Below are 23,273 nucleotides of genomic sequence, written 5' to 3' on the forward strand. Positions count from 1 at the left end.
GAGCAGCCTTGATCCAGTCACTGCGATGGAGCCAGGAGCGGCTGTGCCGGGGGACTCGGGAGCCCACGCTCCCGAGTCCCCGTCCTCACCTTAGACGTAGAGGATGCCAGCGATCAGAGCCGAGAGCGCCGCCACCAGCCACAGGTAGGGCAGCAGCTTCCGGGTGATGGAGTTGACGTCGATCTTGGTGAAGTCTGCTGTCCAGACGTTGTGGGTGTTGGTCGGGTCGCCCGCGATCTGCACCCGCTCGGTGGACATGAAGGCCGCCATGGCCGCCTGGGGGCTGAGGATGCCCAGGCTGATGATGAGGCCCACGATGCCGCTGCCCAGGCCCCACATGTTGAGCGGCCCTCGGTAGAGCGCCAGCGGCGCCAGCAGGGCGAAGAAGAGGACGTACGCCACGGGCGTCGACGGGATGATGGCCCGGAGCAGCCCGCTCATCGCCTCGGCCACCTGGGGCAGGAAGACCGCGTTGAGCACCATGCCGATGGCCACCATCAGGGTGATGGCCGGCGCCGTCTCCCGCAGCCCGTCGATCACCGACCGGGTCAGGTTGGCCGGCGCGTTCCGGAAGTCGACGGTGACCGCGCCGTAGAGGATCCCGGTGAGCATGCTGGGCACGATGGGCCACTTGAAGCCGAGCACCAGCACCAGCGGGATGAGCGGGGTCAGGAGGGCCAGGGGCGGGACCTGCTTGCTCTCCACCTTGTTGGGCGCCGCCGCCGTCCCCCCGACGGCCCACTCCGACGCGACGGACCGGGTCTGCAGGACGATGTAGACCAGGGCCACCACGCCGGTAAGGACGAACTGGATGACGCCGAACTGCTGGATGACCCCGATCTCCACATTGGCCATGGAGGCGTAGGTCTGCCAGTTGGAGAGGTTCATGGCGATGCCGGTGGCCATGGAGAAGAGGAAGATGGTGGCCGCCTTCTGGCGGTCAATGCCCACCGACATGAGGATGGGGAGGACAATGGTCCCCACCATGATCACCGCGCCCAGATGCCCGACGGCCGTGAAGAGAATGGCGACCACCACGCCCAGGGCCACAGCCACCCCCATGGGCTTGTCGCCTCCCAGCTCCGCCGCCTTGGCGATCATGGACTGGGAGATGCCTGTCTGCACCATGAGCTGCCCCAGCCACGCCCCGAAGATGACCGCGGCGATGGCCGAGGCCATCCGGATGGAACCGGCCTCGATGACCCGTTGGAGGATCCCCTGCTCCCCTCCGAAGGGGACTCCGGCCACCAGCGGGATCAGAATGGCCATGAAGATCAGGGACAGAACGGTCGAGAGCCTCTGAGTAATCATGAGGAAGGCGAAGACCAAGAAAATGGCCAAGATAGCCACTGCCGTCCACATCGTTCCCTACCCCCTTTTTTCGACTGGGCAACCTGCGGGTCGCCCCGTTCGTCAGCCAGACAGCCAAACCTCAGCGCCCAACGCTCGCCTGTGCGTCGCCTCCGTTCTCACCCCCGTCGTCATCCTCGAGGCTGGAAGGCTCCCCGCGTGCGCCGTCTTCCTCACGCAGGGAGGCAAACCACTCCTCGTGCTCATCGGAGAAGACCCGCTCAAAGACCAACTGGCCCGCGCCCACCACCGCCGCCCGCTCTTTCAGCTCACCCCGAGCCACCCAGATCTGGCCGGCGGCCCGGGAAAGCACCCGATGGCGGAACTCGGCGAGCAACGGCTCCCAGAAGAGGGGCCCGCCGCCCGCGAGGGGCCCGGCCAGCACCACCGCCGAGGGGCCCAGCAGGTTGGCCACATTACCCAGGGCCCGTCCCAACCAGCGCCCTGCCTCCCGCAGGGCCACCCGGGCATGGGCGTCGCCGTTGTACGCCCGGGCCACCAGGTCCTTGAAGGGCGGCTTCTCCTCGTCGCCCCGAAGGGTCTGATACCGGTGGAGCACCGCCGGCACGGAGGCCAGGGTCTCCAGGCAGCCGCGCCGGCCGCAGGCACAGAGGGCTCCCTCGGGCTCCATGACCATGTGGCCCAACTCACCCACCACGCCCCACTCGCCCCGGTAGAGCTGGCCATCGAGCACCAGCCCCGCCCCGATCCCCGTGCCCGCCCGGACGTAGACCACATGCCGGTGGCCCCGCCCGGCGCCGAAACGGGTCTCGGCCAGGGCCGCCGCATTGGTGTCGTTCTCGACGATGACGGGCCACCCGAACCGGGCGTTCAACATCTGGGCGAGGGGGAGATCGTACCAGCCCAGATGGGCCGCCTGCAGGACCCTCCCCTCCACGGCGTCCACCAGACCAGGAGCGGCCACCCCCAGACCCAGCACGGGTCCGGGCAGGTGGCCGCCCACGTTGGTCACTGCCTCCACGACGCTTCCCAGAACGCTCCCCTCGCCGCCACCGGTCACAGGCACCTCGGAGACAGCGACCGATTCCTCCCGGAGGGAGAAGGCTTCCGCCCGAATCCGGGTGCCACCCAAATCCACTCCGATGACAAACCCCGCCTCCGCCCGGAGCTGGTAGAGGACTGGCCGCCGCCCGCCCCGGGAGCGCCCCAGCCGCTCCTGGACCAATCCGGCGGCCACCAGCTCATCCATCACGTTGTAGGCGGCCGTCCGGCTCAGGCCCGTCCGCTTGGCCACATCGTAGCCGGAGAGCGGGCCGTGCTCCCGCAACAGCTGGAGAATGATCGTCCGGTTGAGCTGCCGGGACCGGCGCGGGTCGATCCTCACCGGGCGCTCGCCTCCTTGGCGACGGGTACCGGAGAAGCCGGGGGACCTCGTCCTCCCCAGCTTCTAAGGACTTCTTCAACAGAGTTGACATCTATCCTGCTCGGTGTGAAAAAAGGAAGGCCATCCAGGACAAGAAAAGATGCCCACGACCCCGGGAACTGGGCCGTGGGCAGCACCATAAAGAAGAGGGCCTGGGCGGCCCTTACGCCGGGGCTCGAAAGAGGCTCTGGTGCCACTCGCCCCGGTCGTCCAGGGAGAAGCGGACATGGCGGAGGACTCGGTCAGCCACATAGCGCCGCCCAGCAATCTCCACCACCACATTGGGGTGGACGAGCCTGGCCTGCACGGTCCCACCGTCGATGACCTTCAGGCGAGTCCGGGCCCCCAAGGGGCTTCCCACCTCGTCCAGGCTGATGGCCCCGCGGAAAACCTGAAGGCTCCCACCCCGGACCACCCCCCGGTAGACGGTGATGCCCGTGCCGGCCACCACTTCCGAGTTGAAGATGGACCCGTGCCGGATCGAGATCCGCCCCGAGGCGTGCAAGGCCGCATTCTGCACATGACGCACGCCGATGTCGGCTTCCATGGACGCATCGGCTTCGAGCCGGTAGGACGCGGCCTTGAGCTGCTCCACGGCCTCTTCCAGCTCCGTCCCGTCGGCCAGGATCAGAGGCCCCGGGGTGACCAGGGCCCGGATGAGCACGGCCACGGCCCCTTCCAAAGCCATATCGGTCTCGTCAAAGGTCTTGCTCCGCTCGAAGAGCCTTTGCACCTGCTTCGGGAGGCTGGGAAACTTCAACTCCAGCAGCCGCTTGATCAGCACCCCGTCCGGGGGCCGCCGGTCCCCAATCTGGTGGTACTGGGGCTGTTCTTTGAGATAGCGGAGGGAAGCCACCAGGCGTTCCAACATCTGGAGCAGGGGCTGCAACTCGTTGAGCAAGGTCCGGGCCGCGGCCGCCGAGCCGCCGGCCATCACCGTGGAGCTGACCACGCTGCCCGCCACCTGCACCCCGAGGCGTCCCCGGACGGTGCCGCCATCCACCGTTCCCGCCACCATCACCCGGCCCCCCGAGAGCACCTTGGTTCCTTCCTTGACGCTCCCTAGGACCACCACATCCCCGTCGAAGCGGATGTGGCCCGTCTCCACATCCACATCCCCCTCAACGGTGTAGGTAGGCAAGACCATGAGCAGGTGGTCCTGCCGGGCAGGACGGCCCGACTGCAGGGCCACCGCCGCCCGGCCGTCCCCGACGAGCTGCACCCCCGGCCCCGCCCGGAGGACCGGCTCCTGGGGTTCCGGGGCCTCCACCACTCGGCCGTACACATCGGTCCCCGGCGTGCCCCGCTGGCCTGGATGAACCACGGCCAAGGTGGTCCCGGCCTTCACCGTGGGGATGCGGCGGAGATCCAGGTAGTCGACGGGCTCCGCCGCCTCGTCGCTCACCTGCACCCGTTCGACGGAGAAGGGGACCAAGTACTCAATCCAGCCGTCGACGGTGGGGCCGGGCGGCGTGCCGGTGGCTACCTCCACCTCTGCTTCCAGCCCCGTGAGGAGGCGGTTCACGGCCTGTTCGTCGATGGGCGCCCGGATCCCCACCTCCTCCCGGAGGTACCGGACCAGATCGGCCGTGGAGAGACCCAAGGCCGGATCGGAGAAATCGGGGACGGCAACGAGGGTGAGCTCCCGGGAGGGAAGCTGGTCCATCAGCCGCATCCGTCCCATGCGGCCCCCCTTGAAGCTCAAGAAACAGTGCATCCCATCCGGGGTGACCCGATGGTCCAGCCGCGGGGGCTGATCCTCGCCGCTGACCTCCACCGTAACCTCATCGCCCGGTAAGATCACCCGGGCGTGCGACACCAGCTCGCCATTGACCCAGAGGCGCACGTTCGGCCCAGGACGCAGCACGGGGTGGCACCGGCTTCCCGGCTCATGGTGGATCCTCACCTGACCGCCTTCAACCCAGGCGTAGCTGGCTGACAATCCGACCGCGACGCGCGCCAACCCATCCGGAGTGGTCCCCAAGGTTCCAGTCCCCCCTTTGCCTTGTCTTGCCCACCCCAAAGAGACCACGCCGCGGCCAGCCCAAGGCCTGCGCCAGGACCCACTAGGCCCAGGGCGTCAGCCTCTGGCTTTCATCGGCCGGCTTCTCCTCGTGGTTCCCTGAGGGTGGTGAAGGTGTGGCGGCTCGGACCCACCTTTGGCTCAGGATGGGGAGAGCGGCTCTCCAGAAGCGTAGGGGACCGTCCGATATCATGAACTGGGAACGGGTCTGTGGGGCCCACCAGACCGAGCGTGGGTGTCCGGTGGTTCAGCACAGGCCAGGCCCACCCCGCCTCCCGGACATCGGTGGTCTGGCCTGTAGGCCCGAGGCTTCCTCCGACGGCAGGCCGATCTCCCCTGTCGCCTCCAAATCCTCTTCGGGGCGACACCGATTTCTCCTTTCGGCGCCGATCCGCCTGTCCCTTTTCTCATGTTTTTTGTGAATATTGACCCACGCCCGACCTCTAGGAACGGGGCTCGCATGGAGGTGTGACGCTGAACCCACGACAGCCGCCACGCCCTCTGGCCACCGGTCCGGTTGCCGTGGGGCCGTCCCGAGTTCGGTATGGCACTGCCAGACACGATGACAGAAAAAGCGGCAAGAGTGGTGCGATCACTCTTGCCGCTATCAGGATCATACGCTTCTTGCCGACGGGTGACCCCGTCGCAAGGCCCTATTGATCGTTGGTGCCCGGAGTGGGACTCGAACCCACACGGATGAACCACACGCCCCTCAAACGTGCGCGTCTGCCAGTTCCGCCATCCGGGCACGATGGCCTTACGGCAAAAACGACTTTATCACAGACGCTCGGGGGCGTCAAGAGGGTCTCCCCATCACGCCTCAGGCCACCTGCTCCCCGCTGGGGAAGCGGACGTCGATCGCGTCCTTGGCGCAAACCTCCTCACAGAGCCCGCAGCCCACACACGACTTGGAGTCGACCAGCACCGCCACGCTCTGGAAGGCATCCCCTTCCAGCTCCAAGCAGTGGAAGGGACAGACATCCACGCAGAACTGGCAGCCCGTGCAGTTGACCGGATCGATAACGGGCTTGGGCCAATCGGTCCGCTTCCGGATGCGGGGCAGGATCTCCCCCAGCTCGTTCTCGATGCACTCGACAGGGCAGGCCATGGTGCAGGCCCCGCAGTCGATGCAGAGCTCGGGCGCAATCACGTGGAGCTGTTGCCGCTCCCCGCTGATGGCCTTGGTGGGGCAAACCTTGACGCAGGCTGTGCAGCCGATACATGTCTCCCGAATAAAGTGGGCCATCAAGCTTCCCTCCTCGCCGGAGCCTGCTCCAGGCTCCCGTTGGCCTCCCTTTCGCCTGGCTCAGCCTTGGGCCTCCACCCGCTCCGCCCGGGGCCGCAAGATCCGGGCCTCCAGCCGCCGGGCCAGGGCCTCAAAGCTTTCTATGCTCGAGCCTTGGGGGACGGCCCCCCGCTCTTCCGCCTGGGCGTTGGCCGCTGGCCCCGCCAGGCGGGCCAACAGGTCTGCCAGCCCTTCGGCGTTCACCAGCGGGACCCCCAGGTTGGCCCCCAGGGCCTCCTCTCGGGCCCGGACCCTCCGCCGCAGGAGGACCAGGACCGGGGTGACGGCTCCTGCCCCGTCCCCCAAGGCTGCCCCGTCTCCCACAGGCAGGCGGGCTGCTTCCGCCTCGAGGCGCCGGGTCCGGGCCACCAAACCCGGCCGGACCAGGCTCCAGAAGCTGGCCTCGGAGCTGGTGTCCACCCCGACGGCCACCCAGGAGCGGCCGGCGTGGACCAGGTACCGGACGGCCCCCGGCCTCCGGGCCGGCAGCCGCAGCACTGGCCAGCGGGCCGCCACCTCCCGAAGGACCCGCTCCAGGTCCCGGAGGCCCGCCTCGCTTTGGAGCGCGTGAACCTCCGCCAGGGCCCGGAGCCCCAGGAGGACGAAGGCGATCATCCCGAACATGGTGAAGAGGGCCACGCCCGTCTCGGCGGCGATCCGGAGGAGGCTGCCGCCGACGAAGGCCATCACACCCAACTGGATCCAAACCCCGAGGCGCACGCCCTCTTCACCCCCTCCCCCTGCCCCAGCTCTACTTCAGACCCAGCAGGTACTCGACCACCAGATCCAGCTCCTCCTCGGTGAAGGCAAGCTGGGGCATTTGGGTCGGGCCCAGGGCGATGGGCGGGTTGGCCGGCACCGCGGTGGGATCGCCGTAGTTGGACCAGTAGACCGGCGCCCGGTGCTCCGTGCCGGCGGGATCGCTGATCCACTGCTTCAGGAAGGCTTCATCCAGCCCCCAGGTGCCCACCTTGGTCAGGTCGGGGCCCTGGAAGCCGCCCACCTGGCCGATGGTATGGCAGGCCAGGCACCCCTTGAGCTGGATGATCTCCTTGGCCCGCTGGTTCACCTCGTCAGGCACCTGGGCATCGGGGAGCTCGCCCTCCAGCCGGGCGGCGGGGATGTGGCTGACCACCTCGTTCCAATCCCCCATCATGATGAAGGTAGTCACCGCGCGGAGCTCCTGCGGGTTGAGCGGGCCGCCGTGGGCCTGGCCCCACGCGGGCATGGCGGTGAAGGAGGCCCACTCCCCCGTCTCGAGCCGGACCCAGCGGGGATCGGTGCTGCCCGGCCGGCCCTGGTCGATGGTGGTGTAGAGGAAGTCGTACACATCCGTCTCCTCGTCAGGATCGCCCCGGAACTCCTCCCGGTTCAAGGGCGGCCCCACGACCCCCTCCCCCAGAGGCCCGTGGCAGGTGGCGCAGTTGCTGGCGAAGATCTGCAGCCCCCGGCTCACCAAGTTGTGGAGGTGTTCCTCCCGGGCGATGGCCATCCGCCGGTTCTCCAGCAGGAGGTAGCCCGTCCAGATGAGGATGAGGAGCCAGGCGGAGACGATGACGACCACGTACTTCCGGTAGCGCACGAGCGGACGACCCCTTTCAGCGACGCTTGCAGCGCTGGCCTCTGCCGGGCCGGCCTACGAATCCTCGTCCTCGGCTGCCTTCCGAACCCACTTCTGCAGGCCGTAGAGCAGCCCCAGCCCAATAACGATCAGGAGAAAGACCAACCCCAGCTCCACCGACTCAGAAACCTCGAACATACGCCGTCCCCTCCCACCGCGCCTTTAGACCGGGGTGATCTGAGAGGGATCGAACCGGTCCCGCTCGATGATCCGCCCCGTGTTGACGATGATCTCGCCGTTTTCGATGCGGGTCTCCATGTAGTCCAGCGGCCGCGGCGCGGGGCCGGCGATGTTCTGGCCGGTCCGCTCGTAGATCGAGCCGTGGCAGGGGCAGTGGAAGAGCTGCTCATCCTCCCGCCAGGGCACGGTGCAGCCCAGGTGGGTGCACCGCCAGTAGAGGGCGATGACGCCTTCCTCCAGGCGGGCCAGGTAAAACTTCCCCTCCCGCACCCGGGTGACGCTGCCCACGGGGAAGTTCTCCACGGGCCCAACCCGGATCTCCGCCCCGAACCCCCGCACGTTCCGGGGCCAGAAGAGGGCGAGCCCGGCCACCCCTGCCTCCAAGGCAAAGAGGCCAACCGAGCCCCACATGAGGCTCCGCATGAACTGCCGGCGGGAGTGGGCCTTCCCCTGGCCGGTCGCCTGGATCTCGCCGCCCCCGGCGCCCGCCTCGACGTTGGTCTCCAGGTTCTTGTCAGGCTGATCGGGCATTCCTCTTCCCCCTCACCAGCTGCCGCGTCTGCAGGTGTTTCGCTCGTCAAGCCGGCACGCCGGCCAGCTCCCCAGGGGCTAGAATCCGATGGGCCGCCCAATCTCCCAGGGCCACATGAGCTGCATGCCGTAGCCCCGGAAGGCGGTGCCGATGATGGTCAGCACCACGAAGGAGGCCACGAAGAAGGTGTAGAGCGCGATGGCCACCTCGCGGGTGTCCGCCTTCCAGTGGCGCCGAACGATGACGGCCAGGGAGAAGGGGATGAAGGTCATGAAGAAGATGGGCACCAGCCAACCGCCCAACACGTCGATGACGACCGGCGGCAGGTCAAGCGGGCGCAGCAGGTACTCGAGATAGGGGGCCACCCCGCGCGCCTCGCTCCCCGGCACCGGGAGCCACTCATCCAGGAAGATGAGGGCCAGCTCCCAGACGGCCGTGTAGAAGGCCGCGAACGCGGTGATCGCCTTCCCCTTGGGCCCGCTGAACCAGATCCCCGTGCCCTTGCGCCGCCGGTCGATGTAGGGCAGGGCGGCCAGGCCGACGAGCACCACGGTGGGCACGATCACTCCCGCCAGGGAGGGGTTCATGTGGAGGAGGAGCTCCTGGAGCCCCAGGAAGTACCAGGGCGCCTTGGCCGGGTCTGGCGTCACCTCAGGGTTGGCCAGGCTGCCCAAGGGCGCCTTCACCACCACCGACATGAGGGAGAGCAGGACCAAGAAGATGAGCGCGGCCATCAGCTCCACGCTGACCAAGTGGGGCCAGGTGTGGACCCGCTCTTCCCGCCGTTCCACCGCGGCCACCGCGGCGGCCGAGCGAGCCCGGGGAGCCCCCTTCCGGAGCGGCCGGAGCGGTTCTTTCATCTCCATGGCAGGGCCTCCTTCTGCGTCAGGCAAGATGACCGGTTCGATCGCTGCAGCGGTTGAGCGCTCCTACCCGGCCTGGGTACGGCTGATCGGCTCCACCTCATCCTCCTCGTCTTCGTAGACGGGCGTGGAGATGTTCCCATCCTTCCGGACCCGCCAGAAGTGGAACGAGACCACCACGATCAGGGCCATCGGCAAGAAGATTACGTGGAGGGTGTACCACCGGATCAGGGTGGGCTGGGCGATCTCATAGCCCCCCAACAGGGCAAACTCCACCTGCTTGCCGATGAAGGGCGTCGACTTGGCGATGTTGGCCCCCACGGTGATGGCCCAGTAGGCCAGCTGGTCCCACGGGAGCAGGTAGCCAGTAAAGCTCAAGAGGAAGGTGAGGACGAGGAGGGCCACCCCCACCACCCAGTTGAACTCCCGGGGCGGCTTGTAGGACCCGGTGTAGAAGACCCGGGTCATGTGGAGGAAGACGAAGATGACCATGGCGTGCGCGGCCCACCGGTGCAGGTTCCGCATGAAGGAACCCATGGTCACGTTCCGCTCCAGCTCCACGATGGACCAGTACGCCTGGTCGACGGACGGGATGTAGTAAAACATCAGGAAGATCCCGGTGATGGTCAGGATGACGAACATGAAGATGGAGAGCCCGCCCAACCCCCAGGTGTAGGAGACGTCCGTCGCCCGCTTGGGCACCCGGGTGGGGTGCAGGTGGAGGGCCAGGCTGTTGAGGATGACCAGGACCCGATTCCGATCGTCGGTGGGGTAACTGTTCCGGTAAATGGACCGGTAGACCCGGTTCTGGGTAATCCACTTGCCAAGGCGCGACATGGGAACCCTCCTGGTGGCCGTCAGCTCTGCCTGCCCTGGGTGGGTCCTTTTTGCCACCCGTTCGCGTTCTTATTGGCCGACAATTAGAGTTCGTGCCTTTTGAGGGATCTCCTCCCATGGAAGGGGGAAGACCGGCTGGGACCGGTTTTGTCGCGCTTTTCTGGCGACTATGGTGGGACCCCGGCCTGAGGCCGGGACAGGGCTTAGAGATACCGCTTGAACTCCTGGTTGAGCCAGAACCAGAGGATGCCGAGGAGGCCCAGGTCGTCCAACCAGCCTCCGGGGAAGAAGACCGGGACCAGGTCCACGGGGCTCAGGAGGTAGAGGGCGGCCAGGATCACCAGGAGCTTGGCGCCGGCCGGCACCTGGGGATGGGTCATGTACCGGAACAACCGGCCGAAGAAGCCGCCGGGCGCGACCTGGCTCTCCCCGGGCCCATCCCCCGCCCCTTCGAACCGGCTTCCATCGAGTCGCCCCTGAAAACGCCCCCGCGGCGCCTCCCGTTCCCGGTCCTCGGCCCGCTCTGCCCCCTGCTCCTGCGGCACCGAGGCGCCGCAGTAGGGGCAGGTCCGGGCCAGGACCACCTCCTGTTGACACTCAGGACACCGCACCGCTACGGGACCCTTTCCGCGTCAGCTCGCCTTCTGGTCCCCCGGCTCGCCCGCCGGCACGCCGGTCGGGTTCTTGATCAGCCGCGGGCCGGGCTGGCCAGGCTTGACCAGATGGCAGGCCACCTTGTGGCCCGGCGAGACCTCCACCACCGGCGGATCCACCTGCTTGCAGATCTCCTCAGCCACCGGGCAGCGGGTGTGGAAGCGGCAGCCCGAGGGCGGCCGGCTGGGGCTGGGCACGTCGCCGGCCAGGATGATCCGCTCCCGCTTGATGGTCGGATCGGGGATGGGCACCGCCGAAAGGAGCGCCTGGGTGTAGGGGTGCTGGGGGTTGTTGTAGAGCTCCTTCTTGGGAGCCAGCTCCACCAGCTTGCCCAGGTACATCACCGCCACCCGGTGGGCGATGTGCTTCACCACCGCCAGGTCGTGGGCGATGAAGAGGTAGGCCAGGCCGTACTCCTCCTGCAGGTCCTGGAGCAGGTTGATCACCTGAGACTGGATGGAAACGTCCAGGGCCGACACCGGCTCGTCGGCGACGATCATCTTGGGGTTGACGGCCAGGGCCCGGGCAATACCGATCCGCTGCCGCTGCCCGCCCGAGAACTCGTGGGGGTACCGGCGCAGGTGGTAGGAGCTGAGCCCCACCACTTCCAGGAGCTGGCGGACCCGGTCGTCCCGCTCCTTCCGGTTCTTCACCAGGCCGTGGATCTCCAGGGGCTCGCCGATGATGTCCGCCACCGTCATCCTCGGGTTGAGGGAGGCGTAGGGGTCCTGGAAGATGATCTGCATCTCCCGCCGGAGGGCCCTCAGCTCATCCCGCTTCATGGCCAGGACATCCCGGCCCTCGAAGTAGACCTCGCCCGAGGTGGGTTCGATCAGGCGGAGGATGAGCCGGCCCGTCGTCGACTTGCCGCACCCCGACTCACCCACCAGCCCCAGGGTCTCCCCCCGGTTGAGGGTGAAGGACACACCATCCACGGCTTTGACGGCCCCCACCTGCTTGGAGAAGATGATCCCCCGGGTAATGGGGAAATGCTTGACCAGATTGCGGACCTCCAGCAAGGGGGCTTCCGTTTGGGCCTGGGGCCGTTCTTCCAGCTGAACCGCCACCTCAGCCCACCTCCTTCATGGGCTCGATGGGCTCGAAATCGGTATGCTTCCAGCACGCCGCCCAGTGGCCCGGGTCCACTTCCATAAGCGGCGGCTCCTGGGCCCGGCAGATGTCCCGGGCCAGCGGGCACCGGGGGTGGAAGCGGCACCCAGCGGGCATGTTGTAGGGGCTGGGCACCACCCCTTCGATGGTCTGCAGCCGCTCCCGCTCCTCATGGAGCTTGGGGATGGACTCCAACAGCCCTTCGGTGTACGGGTGGGAGGGCTTGGCGAAGATGGACCGGACGTCGGTCTTCTCCACCACCTTCCCCGCGTACATGACCACCACATGCTCCACCAGCTCGGCCACCACACCCAGGTCGTGGGTGATGAGGATGATGGCCGCCCCCACCTCTTCCCGCAGCCGCCGCATCAGGTCCAAGATCTGGGCCTGGATGGTCACGTCCAGGGCCGTCGTCGGCTCGTCGGCGATGAGCAACTTGGGGTTGCATGAAAGCGCCATCGCGATCATCACCCGCTGGCGCATGCCGCCGCTCATCTGGTGGGGATACTCATCCACCCGGCGGTGGGGGTCCGGGATGCCGACCAGCCGCAACATCTCGATGGCCCGTTCCCGGGCCTCCTTCTTCGAGAGCTTCTGGTGGAGGATGATCGCCTCCATGATCTGGTCGCCGACGGTGAAGACCGGGTTGAGGGAGGTCATCGGCTCCTGGAAGATCATGGAGATCTCGTTGCCGCGGATCCGGCGCATCTCGCTTTCCTTCTTCTGCACCAGATCCTCGCCGTTGAAGAGGATCTTGCCTCCCACAATCTTGCCGGGGGGCTGGGGAATGAGCCGCATGATGGAGAGGGCCGTCACACTCTTGCCGCAGCCCGACTCCCCCACCACGCCCAGGCTGCCGCCCCGGTCCACCCCGAAGCTGACCCCATCGACGGCCGGCACGACGCCGTCTTCGGTGAAGAAGTAAGTCTTCAAGTCCTGGAGCTCGAGAAGCTTCTCTGCCACGCCGACGCCTCCTCTTTCAACCCGTACCGGCTTGAACCCAATCGTTCGTTGAGCAGGCCCCGAATCCTCTTTCAGGCCGATCCAGCCAGGCGGCCCGACCCGCCTGGCTCAGGGCCTTACCCGTCCGTCTGCTGGCGGACGTCCAGCGCGTCCCGGAGGCCGTCGCCCAACAGGTTGAAGCCGAGAACGGTCACCATGATGGCGATACCCGGCATGATGGACCACCACCACTGGCCCGAGAACAGGTAGTTCTGGCCCTCAGAGGCCATCCGTCCCCAGCTCGGCGTTGGTGGCGGCACCCCAAAGCCCAGGAAGGAGAGGGAGGCTTCCAGCTGGATGTAACTCCCCATGGCCAGGGTCGCCTGGACCAGCATCGGGGCGATGATGTTGGGCAGGATGTGGCGGAAGATGATGATGAAGTCGCTCGCCCCGATGGCCTTCGCCGCCTCCACGTACTCGTTCTCCCGCGCGGCCAGAAACTGTCCCCGGGTCATCCGGGCGATGTCAGGCCACGAGACCACGCCGATGGCGATGAAAATGATGGTGAGGCTCGCCTCAGGGAAGATGGTGATGATGGCCAGGACGAAGAGCAAGAAGGGGAAGGACCAGACCACGTTGATCAGCCACGTGATGAAGGAGTCCACCCAACCGCCGAAGTACCCGGCCAGGGCCCCCAAGGTGATCCCGATGGCCGTCGTGACCACCGCCGCCATCAGCGCGATGGAGAGGGAGATCCGGGTCCCGTAGATGACCCGGGAGAAGATGTCCCGCCCGTACAGGTCCGTCCCGAACGGATGTTCCCACGACGGGGGGGCGAGACTCTTGGAAAAGTCCTCCCAGGCCAGCTGCTCCAGGGGATCGTAGGGGGCGATGTAGGGCGCGAAGATGGCCACCAAGACCAGCCCCACCACGATGATCAGCCCCAGAACCGCCAGCTTGTTCCGGAAGAAGCGCCGCCGCGCGTCGCTCCAGAGGCTCCTCCCTGGGACGACCTCGGGCGTCGCGGTGGCTGCGACCGCCTCAACACTCGCGTGCAAACCGACCACCCCTCACTCGTACCGGATCCGCGGGTCGAAGAGCGCGTAGGAAAGGTCCACGATCAAGTTGGCCACGATGAAGACGGTGGCCAGGAAGAGCACCTGCCCGCGGATGATCGGATAATCCCGGAAGGTGAGCGCTTCGACGAAGAGGCGCCCGAGCCCCGGCCAGGCGAAGACCGTCTCGGTCACCACCACGCCCCCCAGCATGGCGGCTGTCTCCGTCCCCAGGATGGTCACCACGGGGATGAGGGCGTTCCGGAGGGCGTGCTTCACGGTCACCGCCCACTCACTCAGGCCCTTGGCCCGCGCGGTCCGGATGTAATCCTGGCGGATGGTCTCCAGCATGGCCGAACGGGTGATCCGGGCGAGGAGGGCCATGGGCCGGGTCGCCAGCGTCACCGCCGGCAAGACCAGGTAGATCCATCTCCCGTCACCGTAGCCCATCCCGGGGATCCAGCCGAGCTTCAGGGCGAAGACAAGGATGAGCAACAGCCCGATCCAGAAGGTGGGCGCCGAGATGCCGATGACCGCGCCGGTCATGGCCAGGTAGTCCAAGAACGTGTTCTGGCGCACGGCGGAGATGATGCCGACGCTGATGCCGACCACCCCGCCCAAGAGGAGCGACGCCACCACCAGCTCCAAGGTGGCTGGAACCCTCAGAAGAATGGCGTCCAGAACGTCCATGTTGTTCCGGTACGAGCGCCCCAAGTCGAAGCGGATGGCCGACCAGACAAAGCTGAAAAACTGCTCGTGGAGGGGCCGGTCCAGCCCCCAATCCGCCCGGATCCGGGCGATGGTCTCCGGGTCCCCTCGCTGCCCTGCCAGGAGGCGGGCCGGGTCCCCGGGGACGACGCTGTAGAGGAGGAAGACCACCAGCACCACCCCGAGGAAGACCGGGATGGCCTCCACGATCCGTCGCAGCGCATACCGAGCCACTTGAGTCACCCCTCAACCTGCAAGCAGGGCCGGACTGACCCAGCTCGTCCGGCCTCTTACAGGAAAGGAGGGCCTGGGACCATGGCACCAGGCCCTCCGTCTTTCCATTTACACGCGTCGAGCGATCTTCCTGCAGAGGCGGGCCTTACAGATCGAGCCAGACGTTCCGGAACTTATTGGAGTACTGGCCGAAGGCCGGCAGATCGTAGTTCCGGACGAAGGGCTTGACCAGGTTGTGGTCCGTGTAGAAGTAGATGAAGAGCCACGGCGCCTCTTCGACCGCGATCTTCTCCGCCTCCCGGTAGAGCCGGATCCGCTCCTCCTCGTCGGTGGAGAGCCGGGCCGCCTTGGTCAGCATGTCGAAGGTCGGGTTGTTGAACCGGCTGTAGTTGCCCTCGGGCCCGATGTTGTCCGAGTGGAGCAGGACGTACAGGAAGTTGTCCGCATCGAGGTAGTCCGCGACCCAGCCCAGGCGGAAGAACGGCACCTCGCCCCGCTCGGTGGTGTCCAGGTGGGTGCCCCACTCCACCTCACGCAGGGAGAGGTTGACACCGACCGCCTTCAGCTGAGCCTGGATGGCCTCGGCGATCCGCTGGTGCCCGGGGTCCGTGTTGTACTGGAGGGTGAGCTCCAGCGGGTTGTCCGGGCCGTAGCCAGCCTCAGCCAGGAGCTCGCGGGCCTTGGCGGGGTTGTAGGTGTAGCCCTCCAGGTCGGGGTTGAAGCCCGGGATAGACGGCGGCAGGATCCCCGTGGCAGGCAGGGCGCGCCCGTTGATCACCAGGTTGATGAGCGCCTCACGGTTGATGGCGTAGTTGAGCGCCTGCCGGACCCGCTTGTCGGTGATCTTCTCCACGTTGAAGCCGTAGTAGTAGACCCCAGGCTGCGGGCCCTCCCAGAAGACGCCGTGCTGGGTCTCCACGGTCCGGACGCCCGGGCGGATCTCGGTCTCCTTACCGGCAGTCACCTGGCGGTAGTAGGGGTCATCCACCCGGGTCGCGTAGATGTTGCCCAGCTGGTACTCGGCCCACTCGGTGGCGCCGCCGCCGGGGATGATCCGGAACTCGATGCCGTCCAGGTAGGGCAGCTGGTTGCCGTCCTCGTCCTTCATCCAGTAGTTCTCGTTCCGGGAGAGGCGGATCACATCGTCCTGACGCCACTCCTCAAACTTGAACGGACCGGTCCCCACGGGGTGGAAGTTGAAGTCGGCCGTCCCCCACTTCTCCACATCCTCCCGGGGCAGGACCGAGAAGGTGTTGTAGGCGAGCACCTGCACGAAGGGGGCGAAGGGGTAGGTGATCTCGATCTGGAGGGTGTAGTCGTCCAGCGCCCGGACACCCGCCAGGTGGTCAGCCTCGCCGTTCCGGTACTCCTCGTACCCCTTGATCATGTCGACGAAGTAGGCCCGGGGCGAGTTGGTCTTGGGGTCAGTGATGTAGTTGAAGGTCCAGACCCAGTCGTGGGCCGTCACCTCACGCCCGCCGTTGGCCGTGGGCGTGCCGCCCTCGGTGGTCGCGTGGAAGTGCACCCCGCGGCGGAGGTGGAAGGTGAAGGTGAGGCCGTCCTCGCTCACCTCGTAGGACTCGGCGAGCAGGGGCTGGAGGGTGCCGTCGGGAGCATACTCCAACAACGTCTCAAAGATCTGGTATTCCACCTCAGCCGAGGTGGTGTCGGTCGAGAACACGGGATCCAGGTGCGGAGGGTTGCTCGGCAGAGCATCGTACCAGATCCCACCATACTTGGGAGCCTGAGCCGCCGCGAAACCGCTCATGGCGGCCACCAGCGCCAAGGCCAGGAGCAGCCTGGTCGTGCGCCGCAGCATCGTGTTACAACGCCCCTTTCTTCGAACCTCGCAAGCATTGAAGAGATCGATCTTCCCCGGCGGGCCACCCGACTGACCCGCCGCGCCCGACAGACCCAAAGCCCGCTGAACTTCGCCGCCTTTGAGCCTGATCGGTGCGCTTTCCGTCACGTTTATAGCAACCTTATTTCGAGGACTTCCTCGGTTCTCCTGCCCTGGAGAGCTTTTCCTGCACCTTCCAGGGAGAGATCAGGCTCACGTCAAAATAGGGACGAGTCTCGGATTGGGCGTGCGGCCTGGCACCCGCCCCCGCTTGGCCCGGGGCTGGCCGTTGACCTCTTTCAGGTCCATGGTCATGTCGATGGGCGGGGCAGAGGAGATGTAGCTCCCCACCCCGAAGGCGTCGGCCCCCGCCTCGGCCAAAGCCGCCACCCGCTCCGGGTTGAGGCCGCCGGAGACGAAGATGGTCACGTGGTTGTACCCCGCCTGGTCCAAGCGGGCCCGGAGCTCCCGGACTAGCTCGGGGGTGACGCCCCCCCGCTCGCCGGGCGTGTCCAATCGGACGCCGGCCAGCACCTGGCCCAGGCTCTCGGCGAGGCGGAGGCTCTCCTCTACTTCGTCCTTGTAGGTGTCCACCAGGATGGTCCGCGGCTCCTCCGGAGGCATCACCCGGTGGTACGCCTTGGCCCCCTCCACCGTGTCCCCGACAATGAGAAAGAGCGCGTGGGGGACGGTCCCCACGGGCTCCCGGCCCATGAGCTTGGCCGCCAGGATGCAGGCCGCCCCGTCCACCCCGCCCACCAAGGCGGCCCGCTCCATGACGGGCGCCACCGCGGGATGGACGTGACGCGCCCCGAAGGCGTAGACGGGCTTCCCCTGCGCGGCCAGCCGGACCCGGCGGGCCGCAGTCGCCCAGCCGCTGGACGAGGCCAAGAAGCCCAGGATCGCCGTCTCATAGATGCCGAACCGGTCGTAGGGGCCTTCGATCCGGGCGATCACCTCCCGGGCGCTGAAGGTGCTCCCCTCAGGCAGGGCCCAGAGCTTCACGCCCCGCCCCCGCAGGAGCGCCTCCACCTCGGGGAGGCCTGCCAGCACCCCGTCCGCCCTGGGGAAGATCTCCGCCACGACCGGCGTGTCGCCCAGCCCTTCGGCCCGCAGGATCTCCCGGGTCTTGACGAAGTAGACGTCGCTGGTCAGCCCCGCCGCGATCTCCTCGTGGGTAGCCGAAAAGAACCGGCGGCCCGGCTCCACCTTCCAGGCCGTCACATCCTGCAACCGTTCCAACTCATCCACGGGTCCACCAGCCTCCCCCATCCTTGGAAGCGCCCAACTCAGGGTAAAGCAAACAGTACCGGTCATAGGCGGCCAGGACGCGCTGCACGTACGCCCGGGTTTCGGGGAAGGGGATCTGGTGCAGGTCGTCCACCGACCCGGTCCACCGCTCCTCCTCCAGCCACCGCCGCACGTTGGCCCCCCCACCGTTGTAGGCGGCCAGGGCCAGGGTGAGGTCCCCGTTGAAGGCCCGGATCTGGTAGGCCAGGTACCAGGTCCCCAGCCGCAAGTTAAGCTCGGGATCCTCCAGCTCGTCGGGCTCCACCGGGCCCAGCCCCAGCCGCTCCGCCACCCAGGCTCCTGTGTCGGGCATGAGCTGCATCAAGCCCCGGGCCCCTTTGGAGGAGCGGGCCGACGGCACATACCGGCTCTCTACCCGGACCACCGCCGCCACCAGCCGGGCGTCCACCCCGTACTCGGACGCCCAGCGCTCCACCGTGGCGCGGTAGGGGAAGGGGTAGATGAGCCGGCCGACCGGCCGCCAGTAGAGGACGGCCAGCACCACCAGGCCCATCGCCAAGGCGGGCAGCACTTGCCGGACGAACCCGTCACCGCGGGAGCCGGCCATCCCCTCACTCCCGCCTGGGTGCGCCCTCACCGCCAGCGGCCACGGCAGGGCCCCCGTCGTCGGTCTCCTGGCTCCGGCGGGCCCGCCACTGCTTGGGCAGGCCGACGGCCAGCCCCAGAAGGAGCAACTCCGCCGAAGCCCGGTTGGTGGCCAACGGCACGTTGTGGACGTCACAAACCCGCAGGAGCGCGGTGATGTCCGGCTCGTGGGGCTGGGCCGTGAGCGGATCCCGCAGGAAGATGACCGCGTCGATGGTCTCCGAGGCGACCCGGCCGCCGATCTGCTGGTCGCCGCCCAGAGGCCCCGACAGCATCCGCTCCACGGGCAACCCCGTCTCCTGCTGGATCAGCTTCCCCGTCGTGCCGGTGGCCACCAGCTCGTACTGGGCCAAGACCTCCCGGTACTCCTTGACGAACTCGATCATCTCCGCCTTCTTCTTATCGTGGGCGATCAGTGCAATTCTCACGACGCAGCGCCTCCCATAAGTGCTCCACCTGGCGCCGGGTCTCCTCGGGGCTCCCTCCATTGTCGATCACATAATCGGCCCGGGCCACCTTGAGGGCCAGGGGCATCTGGGCCCCGATGCGGGCCCGAGCCTCCTCCTCGGTGAAACCGTTGCGCGCCATGAGCCGTTGGAGCTGGACCGCCTCCGGCGCCGTCACCACCACCACCCGGTCGATCAGGCGGAGCAGGGGCTCCCCCGTCTCGAACAGGAGCGGGATCTCCAACACGATCAAAGGCACTTCGGTCGCCTTGAGCCGGGCCACCACCTCTTCCAGCCGTTCCCGGACCCGGGGGTGGACGATCTGCTCCAGCCGCCGGCGCAGCTCAGCATTGCCAAAGACCACCCGCCCCAGGGCCCGCCGGTCCAGCTGTCCCGAAGGGGTGAAGACCTGGGGTCCGAAGGCCTCCCGGATCTCTTCCAGAGCTGGCTCCCCCGGCGCCGTCACCTGGTGGGCCAGCTCGTCGGCATCGACCACAACCGCCCCCAGCTCCTGAAAGGTCCGGGCGACCAGGCTCTTCCCCGTCGCGATCCCGCCCGTCAGCCCCAGAACCCGCACGCCCAGGGCCCACCCCTCCTTCCCCGACCGCTGGACCCTTACTCCTGGCATCGGGGGCAGTAGACCGTACTCCGCCCGCCGATCCGCATTCCGGCCAACGTCTCGCCGCACCGCCGGCAGGGCTCGCCCCGGCGCCCATACACCTGCAAGGTCTCCTGAAACCGCCCCGCCGCGCCGTCAATCCCCGTGTAGGACCGGACGGTCACGCCCCCCAACTCGATCCCTTTCCGCAGGACGTGGCGCAGCGCGCGGTGGAGCCGGCGCACCTCCGCCGGGGTCAGGCTGCCCGCCCGCCGGTCGGGCCGGATGCCGGCCCGGAAGAGGGCCTCGTCCGCGTAGATGTTGCCGACGCCCGCCAAGCGGCGCTGGTCGAGCAAGACCGCCTTTACCGGCGCCCGCCGCCCGGCCAGCGCCGCCCCCAGATGCCGGCTGGTGAAGCCCCGGCTCAGGGGCTCGGGCCCCAGGGCCGCCAGCCCCGGCACCTGACCTTCGTCGCCGTGGGGGATCCAGAAGAGGGTGGCAAACCGCCTGGGATCGACCAGGAGGAGCTGCCCACCTTCGGCAAAGGTGATCCTGAGCCTCAGATGGGGGTGTTCGGGCCCCTCACCCCCCGACTCCTGCCAAAGGAGGCGGCCGCTCATCCGAAGGTGGAGGACCAGCAGGCCTTCCGGCTCGAGCTGGATGAGAAGGTACTTCCCACGCCGCCGGAGCCGCCCCACCCGCCGGCCCACCACCTCCTGGAGGGCCTCCGGGCGGGTCCTTTGGGGCAAGCGCTCCTCCAAGAGCTCCAACCGGGCGATCTGCCGCCCCGGGAGAACCTGGGCCAGCTCCCGCCGGATCCGCTCCACCTCGGGCAGCTCAGGAATCGGTCACGGGGTGGGTCTCCAGCCAGTTGGGGCCCGCCTTCACGTCAACCCGGAGGGGCACCTTCAGGGTGACCACCCCCTCCATCGCCTCCCGGACCAGCCGGGCCACCCCTGCCACCTCCTCCTCGGGGCATTCGAAGACCAGCTCATCGTGCACCTGAAGGAGCATCCTTGCCTGCAGGCCCGACTCCTTCAGGCGCCGGTCCACCCGGAGCATGGCCAGCTTGATGATGTCCGCCGCGCTCCCCTGGATGGGCGTGTTCATCGCGGTCCGCTCGCCAAAGCTCCGGCGGGCCCGGTCCCGGGCGCGCAGCTCCGGCAGGTAGCGCCGCCGCCCCAGAAGGGTGGTGACGTAGCCCCGCTCCCGGGCCTGGGCCACCACCTGGTCCATGTACCGCTTCACGCCGGGGTAGCGGGCGAAGTAGCCGTCAATGTAGGCCTGGGCTTCGGCCCGGGAGAGCCCCGTCCCCCGGGCCAAGCCGTAGCTGGAGATCCCGTAGACGATCCCAAAGTTGATGGCCTTGGCCGCGCTCCGCATGGTGGGCGTCACCTGCTCCCGCGGGACCCCGAAGACCTCCGCCGCCGTCCGGGTGTGGATGTCGTCCCCGCTCCGGAAGGCCTCGATGAGGCCCTCGTCCTCCGAGATGTGGGCCAGCACCCGCAGCTCGATCTGGGAGTAGTCAGCCGTGAGGAGCACCCAGCCCGGCTCGCCCGGCACAAAGGCGCCCCGGATCCGCTCCCCCTCCTGGGACCGGATGGGGATGTTCTGCAAGTTGGGATCCGAACTGGAGAGCCGCCCGGTGGCCGTCACCGCCTGGTGGAAGGTGGTGTGGACCCGGCCCGTCTCGGGCCGGATCAGCTCGGGCAGCGCGTCGATGTAGGTCCCCTTCAGCTTGACCAGCTGCCGGTAGGCCAGGATCAAGGCGGCGATCTCGTGCTGCTCGGCCAGCTCCTCCAGAACCTCCGCCGAGGTGGAGGGACCCGTCTTGGTCCGCTGCAGAACGGGCAGGCCCAGCTTGTCAAAGAGGATGGCCCCCAGCTGCTTGGGGGAGTTGAGGTTGAACTCCTCCCCGGCCAGCCCGTAAATCCCTTGGGCCAGGGCCTCGATGCGGCCGTCCAGCTCCTGGCTCAAGCCCGCCAAAACCTCCGCATCCACCCGGATGCCCCGGGCCTCCATGCCCGCCAGGACCCACGCCAGGGGCAGTTCCACCTCCCGGAAGAGCTCCAGGAGGCCATCGGCCTCAAGCTGGGTTTCCAGCCGCCGCTGCAGGGCGCCGTACCGGCCTAGCCGGGCGGCCAGCCGCTCGGCCAGCACCGGCGGCACGACCTCCGTCAGGGGCTCCCGCCGCTTCCCCCGCCCCGCCGCCGGCTCCTGCAGGGACGGGAGCTCCTCCCCCAGCCAGGTGCGGGCCAGGGTTTCGGGCTCGTAGCCCCCCTCCCCCGGCCGGAGGAGGTACCCGGCCAGCATCAGATCGAAGGCGGGCGGCTCAAGGGTGAGGCCCCACCGGCCGGCGATGAGGATCTGCCGCTTCACGTCGTGGACCACTTTGGGGCGGGGGCTCGCCAGGAAGGCAGCGAGCTGCTCCCGGAGAGGCCCATCCTCCGGGAGCTCGCCCGGCAGGGGCAGGAAGGCCACCTGGCCGGGCCGGGCCACGGCCAGCCCCACCAAGGGCCCCGCCAGGGCGTCGCTCCCCTCCACCAGCCACTCGAAGGCGACGGGCTCTTGGGGTGGGAGCGCCGCCAGCCAGCGGGCCAGGGCCTCGGGGCTCTCCAGGAGGAGGGCCTCCGCCCGGGGCCCGCCCGCCGCCCCTGAACCGGCGGCCACGCCTTCAGGCCCCGGCGACCCTGGGGCCAGGTCTATTCCCGGGAAAAGCTCCGCCACCCGCCGGAGGAGGGAGCCAAACTCCAGCTCCTGGAAGAGGGCCCGGACCCGCTCGCCCTCGGGAGGCGCCACCCGGGCCCGGTCCAGATCGAGCTCGATGGGCACGTCGCAACGGATGGTGGTGAGCAGCTTCCCCTGGAGGGCCGCCTCCCGGTGCTCCGCCAAGGCCCGACCCGTCTTGCCCCTCACCTGGCCTGCCTGCTCCAATAGGGCTTCCAGGCTGCCGTACTCGGCCAGGAGACGGGTGGCCGTCTTAGGGCCTACCCCGGGCACCCCGGGGATGTTGTCGGAAGGATCGCCCACCAGCGCCTTATAATCGGTAACGAGCTGGGGCGGCACCCCCAAGAGCGCCTCCACGCCCGCCGGGTCCAGCCGGTCCAGCTGGCTGATCCCCTTCCGGGTCAAGAGGGCGGTGACCGACGGGCTCACCAGCTGGAGCAGGTCCCGGTCCCCGGTGACGATGAGCACCTCCAGCCCCAGAGCCTCACCCTGGCGGGCCAGGGTGCCGAGACAGTCGTCGGCTTCAAAGCCTTCCTCCATATAAATGGGCAAACCGAGGCTCTCCACCACCTGGTGGACCAGAGGGATCTGGGAGGCCAGATCCTCCTCCATGGGGGCCCGCTGGGCCTTGTACGCTGCAAAGGCCTCGTGACGGAAGGTGGGCCCCTTCATGTCGAAGGCGACCGCCATGTACTCGGGCCGCTCCTCCTGGAGGAGCTTGATCAGCATGGAGGTGAAGCCGTAGACCGCGTGGGTGGGCTGGCCGCTCCGGGTCGAGAGGGGCGGGAGGGCGTGGTACGCCCGGTGAATGAGGCTGTGGCCGTCCACCAGGACCAGCCTGCCGGCTCGACGTCTTCCGTTCCCTTCGGCCATGACGCTCCCCCTCGCCCTCGCGAGCCCCGGCCACCCGGGCTGGGCCCAACCCGGGCCGTGCCCCGCGAGAACACGTCCCCTATTCAACACCCTCCGAGCAAACCCTGCTCTGCCG

General features: G+C 68.0%; 21 protein-coding genes, 1 tRNA gene and 1 pseudogene. All 23 read right to left on the reverse strand.

The window, feature by feature from the left end:
* Positions 1–90 precede the first annotated feature (90 nt).
* On the reverse strand, positions 91–1,362 hold the full coding sequence (locus FWJ67_RS07515) for a hypothetical protein (protein ID WP_304172688.1): 1,272 nt from the start codon (positions 1,360–1,362) through the stop codon (positions 91–93).
* A 70-nt stretch (positions 1,363–1,432) separates the two neighbouring features.
* Complete coding sequence (locus FWJ67_RS07520; RefSeq protein WP_304172687.1) at positions 1,433–2,695, reverse strand: ROK family protein; 1,263 nt, start codon at positions 2,693–2,695, stop codon at positions 1,433–1,435.
* Positions 2,696–2,897: 202 nt separating this feature from the next.
* Positions 2,898–4,640, reverse strand: coding sequence for a flagellar assembly protein A (locus FWJ67_RS07525; RefSeq protein WP_414481890.1), 1,743 nt, complete (start codon positions 4,638–4,640; stop codon positions 2,898–2,900).
* Between the two features lie 781 nt (positions 4,641–5,421).
* A tRNA-Leu gene (locus FWJ67_RS07530) sits at positions 5,422–5,505 on the reverse strand.
* A 72-nt stretch (positions 5,506–5,577) separates the two neighbouring features.
* Complete coding sequence (locus FWJ67_RS07535) at positions 5,578–6,003, reverse strand: 4Fe-4S binding protein (protein ID WP_414482674.1); 426 nt, start codon at positions 6,001–6,003, stop codon at positions 5,578–5,580.
* A 60-nt stretch (positions 6,004–6,063) separates the two neighbouring features.
* Positions 6,064–6,762: a hypothetical protein gene (locus tag FWJ67_RS07540; RefSeq protein ID WP_304172684.1), complete on the reverse strand. Its 699-nt coding sequence runs from the start codon at positions 6,760–6,762 to the stop codon at positions 6,064–6,066.
* A gap of 31 nt (positions 6,763–6,793) precedes the next feature.
* Positions 6,794–7,624: a c-type cytochrome gene (locus tag FWJ67_RS07545; RefSeq protein WP_304172683.1), complete on the reverse strand. Its 831-nt coding sequence runs from the start codon at positions 7,622–7,624 to the stop codon at positions 6,794–6,796.
* Between the two features lie 54 nt (positions 7,625–7,678).
* On the reverse strand, positions 7,679–7,801 hold the full coding sequence (locus tag FWJ67_RS07550) for a hypothetical protein (RefSeq protein ID WP_304172682.1): 123 nt from the start codon (positions 7,799–7,801) through the stop codon (positions 7,679–7,681).
* Between the two features lie 24 nt (positions 7,802–7,825).
* Positions 7,826–8,374: a ubiquinol-cytochrome c reductase iron-sulfur subunit gene (locus FWJ67_RS07555; RefSeq protein WP_304172681.1), complete on the reverse strand. Its 549-nt coding sequence runs from the start codon at positions 8,372–8,374 to the stop codon at positions 7,826–7,828.
* Between the two features lie 78 nt (positions 8,375–8,452).
* On the reverse strand, positions 8,453–9,241 hold the full coding sequence (locus FWJ67_RS07560) for a hypothetical protein (protein WP_304172680.1): 789 nt from the start codon (positions 9,239–9,241) through the stop codon (positions 8,453–8,455).
* A 63-nt stretch (positions 9,242–9,304) separates the two neighbouring features.
* Complete coding sequence (gene extP / locus FWJ67_RS07565) at positions 9,305–10,075, reverse strand: selenite/tellurite reduction operon b-type cytochrome ExtP (RefSeq protein WP_304172679.1); 771 nt, start codon at positions 10,073–10,075, stop codon at positions 9,305–9,307.
* Between the two features lie 203 nt (positions 10,076–10,278).
* On the reverse strand, positions 10,279–10,686 hold the full coding sequence (locus FWJ67_RS07570; protein ID WP_304172678.1) for a YkvA family protein: 408 nt from the start codon (positions 10,684–10,686) through the stop codon (positions 10,279–10,281).
* Between the two features lie 21 nt (positions 10,687–10,707).
* Positions 10,708–11,796, reverse strand: coding sequence for an ABC transporter ATP-binding protein (locus tag FWJ67_RS07575; protein ID WP_304172677.1), 1,089 nt, complete (start codon positions 11,794–11,796; stop codon positions 10,708–10,710).
* Position 11,797: 1 nt separating this feature from the next.
* Positions 11,798–12,802 carry an ABC transporter ATP-binding protein gene (locus tag FWJ67_RS07580; protein WP_304172676.1) on the reverse strand — a complete coding sequence of 335 codons (1,005 nt, stop codon included), beginning with the start codon at positions 12,800–12,802 and terminating at the stop codon, positions 11,798–11,800.
* A gap of 116 nt (positions 12,803–12,918) precedes the next feature.
* Positions 12,919–13,839: an ABC transporter permease gene (locus tag FWJ67_RS07585; protein ID WP_304172675.1), complete on the reverse strand. Its 921-nt coding sequence runs from the start codon at positions 13,837–13,839 to the stop codon at positions 12,919–12,921.
* A 12-nt stretch (positions 13,840–13,851) separates the two neighbouring features.
* Positions 13,852–14,778: an ABC transporter permease gene (locus FWJ67_RS07590; RefSeq protein ID WP_304172674.1), complete on the reverse strand. Its 927-nt coding sequence runs from the start codon at positions 14,776–14,778 to the stop codon at positions 13,852–13,854.
* 145 nt (positions 14,779–14,923) lie between these two features.
* Positions 14,924–16,597, reverse strand: coding sequence for an ABC transporter substrate-binding protein (locus FWJ67_RS07595; protein WP_414482675.1), 1,674 nt, complete (start codon positions 16,595–16,597; stop codon positions 14,924–14,926).
* A 234-nt stretch (positions 16,598–16,831) separates the two neighbouring features.
* On the reverse strand, positions 16,832–17,869 hold the full coding sequence (locus tag FWJ67_RS07600; protein ID WP_304172672.1) for a nicotinate phosphoribosyltransferase: 1,038 nt from the start codon (positions 17,867–17,869) through the stop codon (positions 16,832–16,834).
* Positions 17,862–18,476, reverse strand: a complete 615-nt coding sequence (locus tag FWJ67_RS07605) for a lytic transglycosylase domain-containing protein (RefSeq protein ID WP_304172671.1) — start codon at positions 18,474–18,476, stop codon at positions 17,862–17,864. The genes FWJ67_RS07600 and FWJ67_RS07605 overlap by 8 nt, the downstream gene beginning before the upstream one ends.
* Positions 18,477–18,594: 118 nt before the next feature.
* Positions 18,595–18,942: pseudogene (locus FWJ67_RS07610) on the reverse strand (methylglyoxal synthase); the annotation flags it as partial.
* Positions 18,914–19,537, reverse strand: a complete 624-nt coding sequence (coaE, locus tag FWJ67_RS07615) for a dephospho-CoA kinase (RefSeq protein ID WP_304172669.1) — start codon at positions 19,535–19,537, stop codon at positions 18,914–18,916. The gene coaE and the pseudogene FWJ67_RS07610, both read right to left, overlap by 29 nt.
* Positions 19,538–19,575: 38 nt before the next feature.
* Positions 19,576–20,385, reverse strand: coding sequence for a bifunctional DNA-formamidopyrimidine glycosylase/DNA-(apurinic or apyrimidinic site) lyase (gene mutM, locus FWJ67_RS07620; protein ID WP_304172668.1), 810 nt, complete (start codon positions 20,383–20,385; stop codon positions 19,576–19,578).
* Between the two features lie 10 nt (positions 20,386–20,395).
* Positions 20,396–23,158 (reverse strand): DNA polymerase I, encoded by a 2,763-nt coding sequence (gene polA, locus FWJ67_RS07625; RefSeq protein WP_414482676.1) that lies wholly within the window; start codon positions 23,156–23,158, stop codon positions 20,396–20,398.
* Between the last annotated feature and the right edge of the window lie 115 nt (positions 23,159–23,273).

Origin of the sequence: Limnochorda sp., assembly GCF_047459355.1 — a bacterium.
In the GTDB taxonomy this organism is placed as follows: domain Bacteria; phylum Bacillota; class Limnochordia; order Limnochordales; family Limnochordaceae; genus Limnochorda.

What these genes read in the sequence shown, in the direction of transcription:
- FWJ67_RS07515 (WP_304172688.1), bottom strand. Translation starts at nt 1,362, where the DNA reads ATGTGGACGGCAGTGGCTATCTTGGCCATTTTCTTGGTCTTCGCCTTC.
- FWJ67_RS07535 (WP_414482674.1), bottom strand. Translation starts at nt 6,003, where the DNA reads ATGGCCCACTTTATTCGGGAGACATGTATCGGCTGCACAGCCTGCGTC.
- FWJ67_RS07550 (WP_304172682.1), bottom strand. Translation starts at nt 7,801, where the DNA reads ATGTTCGAGGTTTCTGAGTCGGTGGAGCTGGGGTTGGTCTTTCTCCTG.
- FWJ67_RS07555 (WP_304172681.1), bottom strand. Translation starts at nt 8,374, where the DNA reads ATGCCCGATCAGCCTGACAAGAACCTGGAGACCAACGTCGAGGCGGGC.
- FWJ67_RS07560 (WP_304172680.1), bottom strand. Translation starts at nt 9,241, where the DNA reads ATGGAGATGAAAGAACCGCTCCGGCCGCTCCGGAAGGGGGCTCCCCGG.
- extP (WP_304172679.1), bottom strand. Translation starts at nt 10,075, where the DNA reads ATGTCGCGCCTTGGCAAGTGGATTACCCAGAACCGGGTCTACCGGTCC.
- FWJ67_RS07595 (WP_414482675.1), bottom strand. Translation starts at nt 16,597, where the DNA reads ATGCTGCGGCGCACGACCAGGCTGCTCCTGGCCTTGGCGCTGGTGGCC.
- FWJ67_RS07605 (WP_304172671.1), bottom strand. Translation starts at nt 18,476, where the DNA reads ATGGCCGGCTCCCGCGGTGACGGGTTCGTCCGGCAAGTGCTGCCCGCC.
- polA (WP_414482676.1), bottom strand. Translation starts at nt 23,158, where the DNA reads ATGGCCGAAGGGAACGGAAGACGTCGAGCCGGCAGGCTGGTCCTGGTG.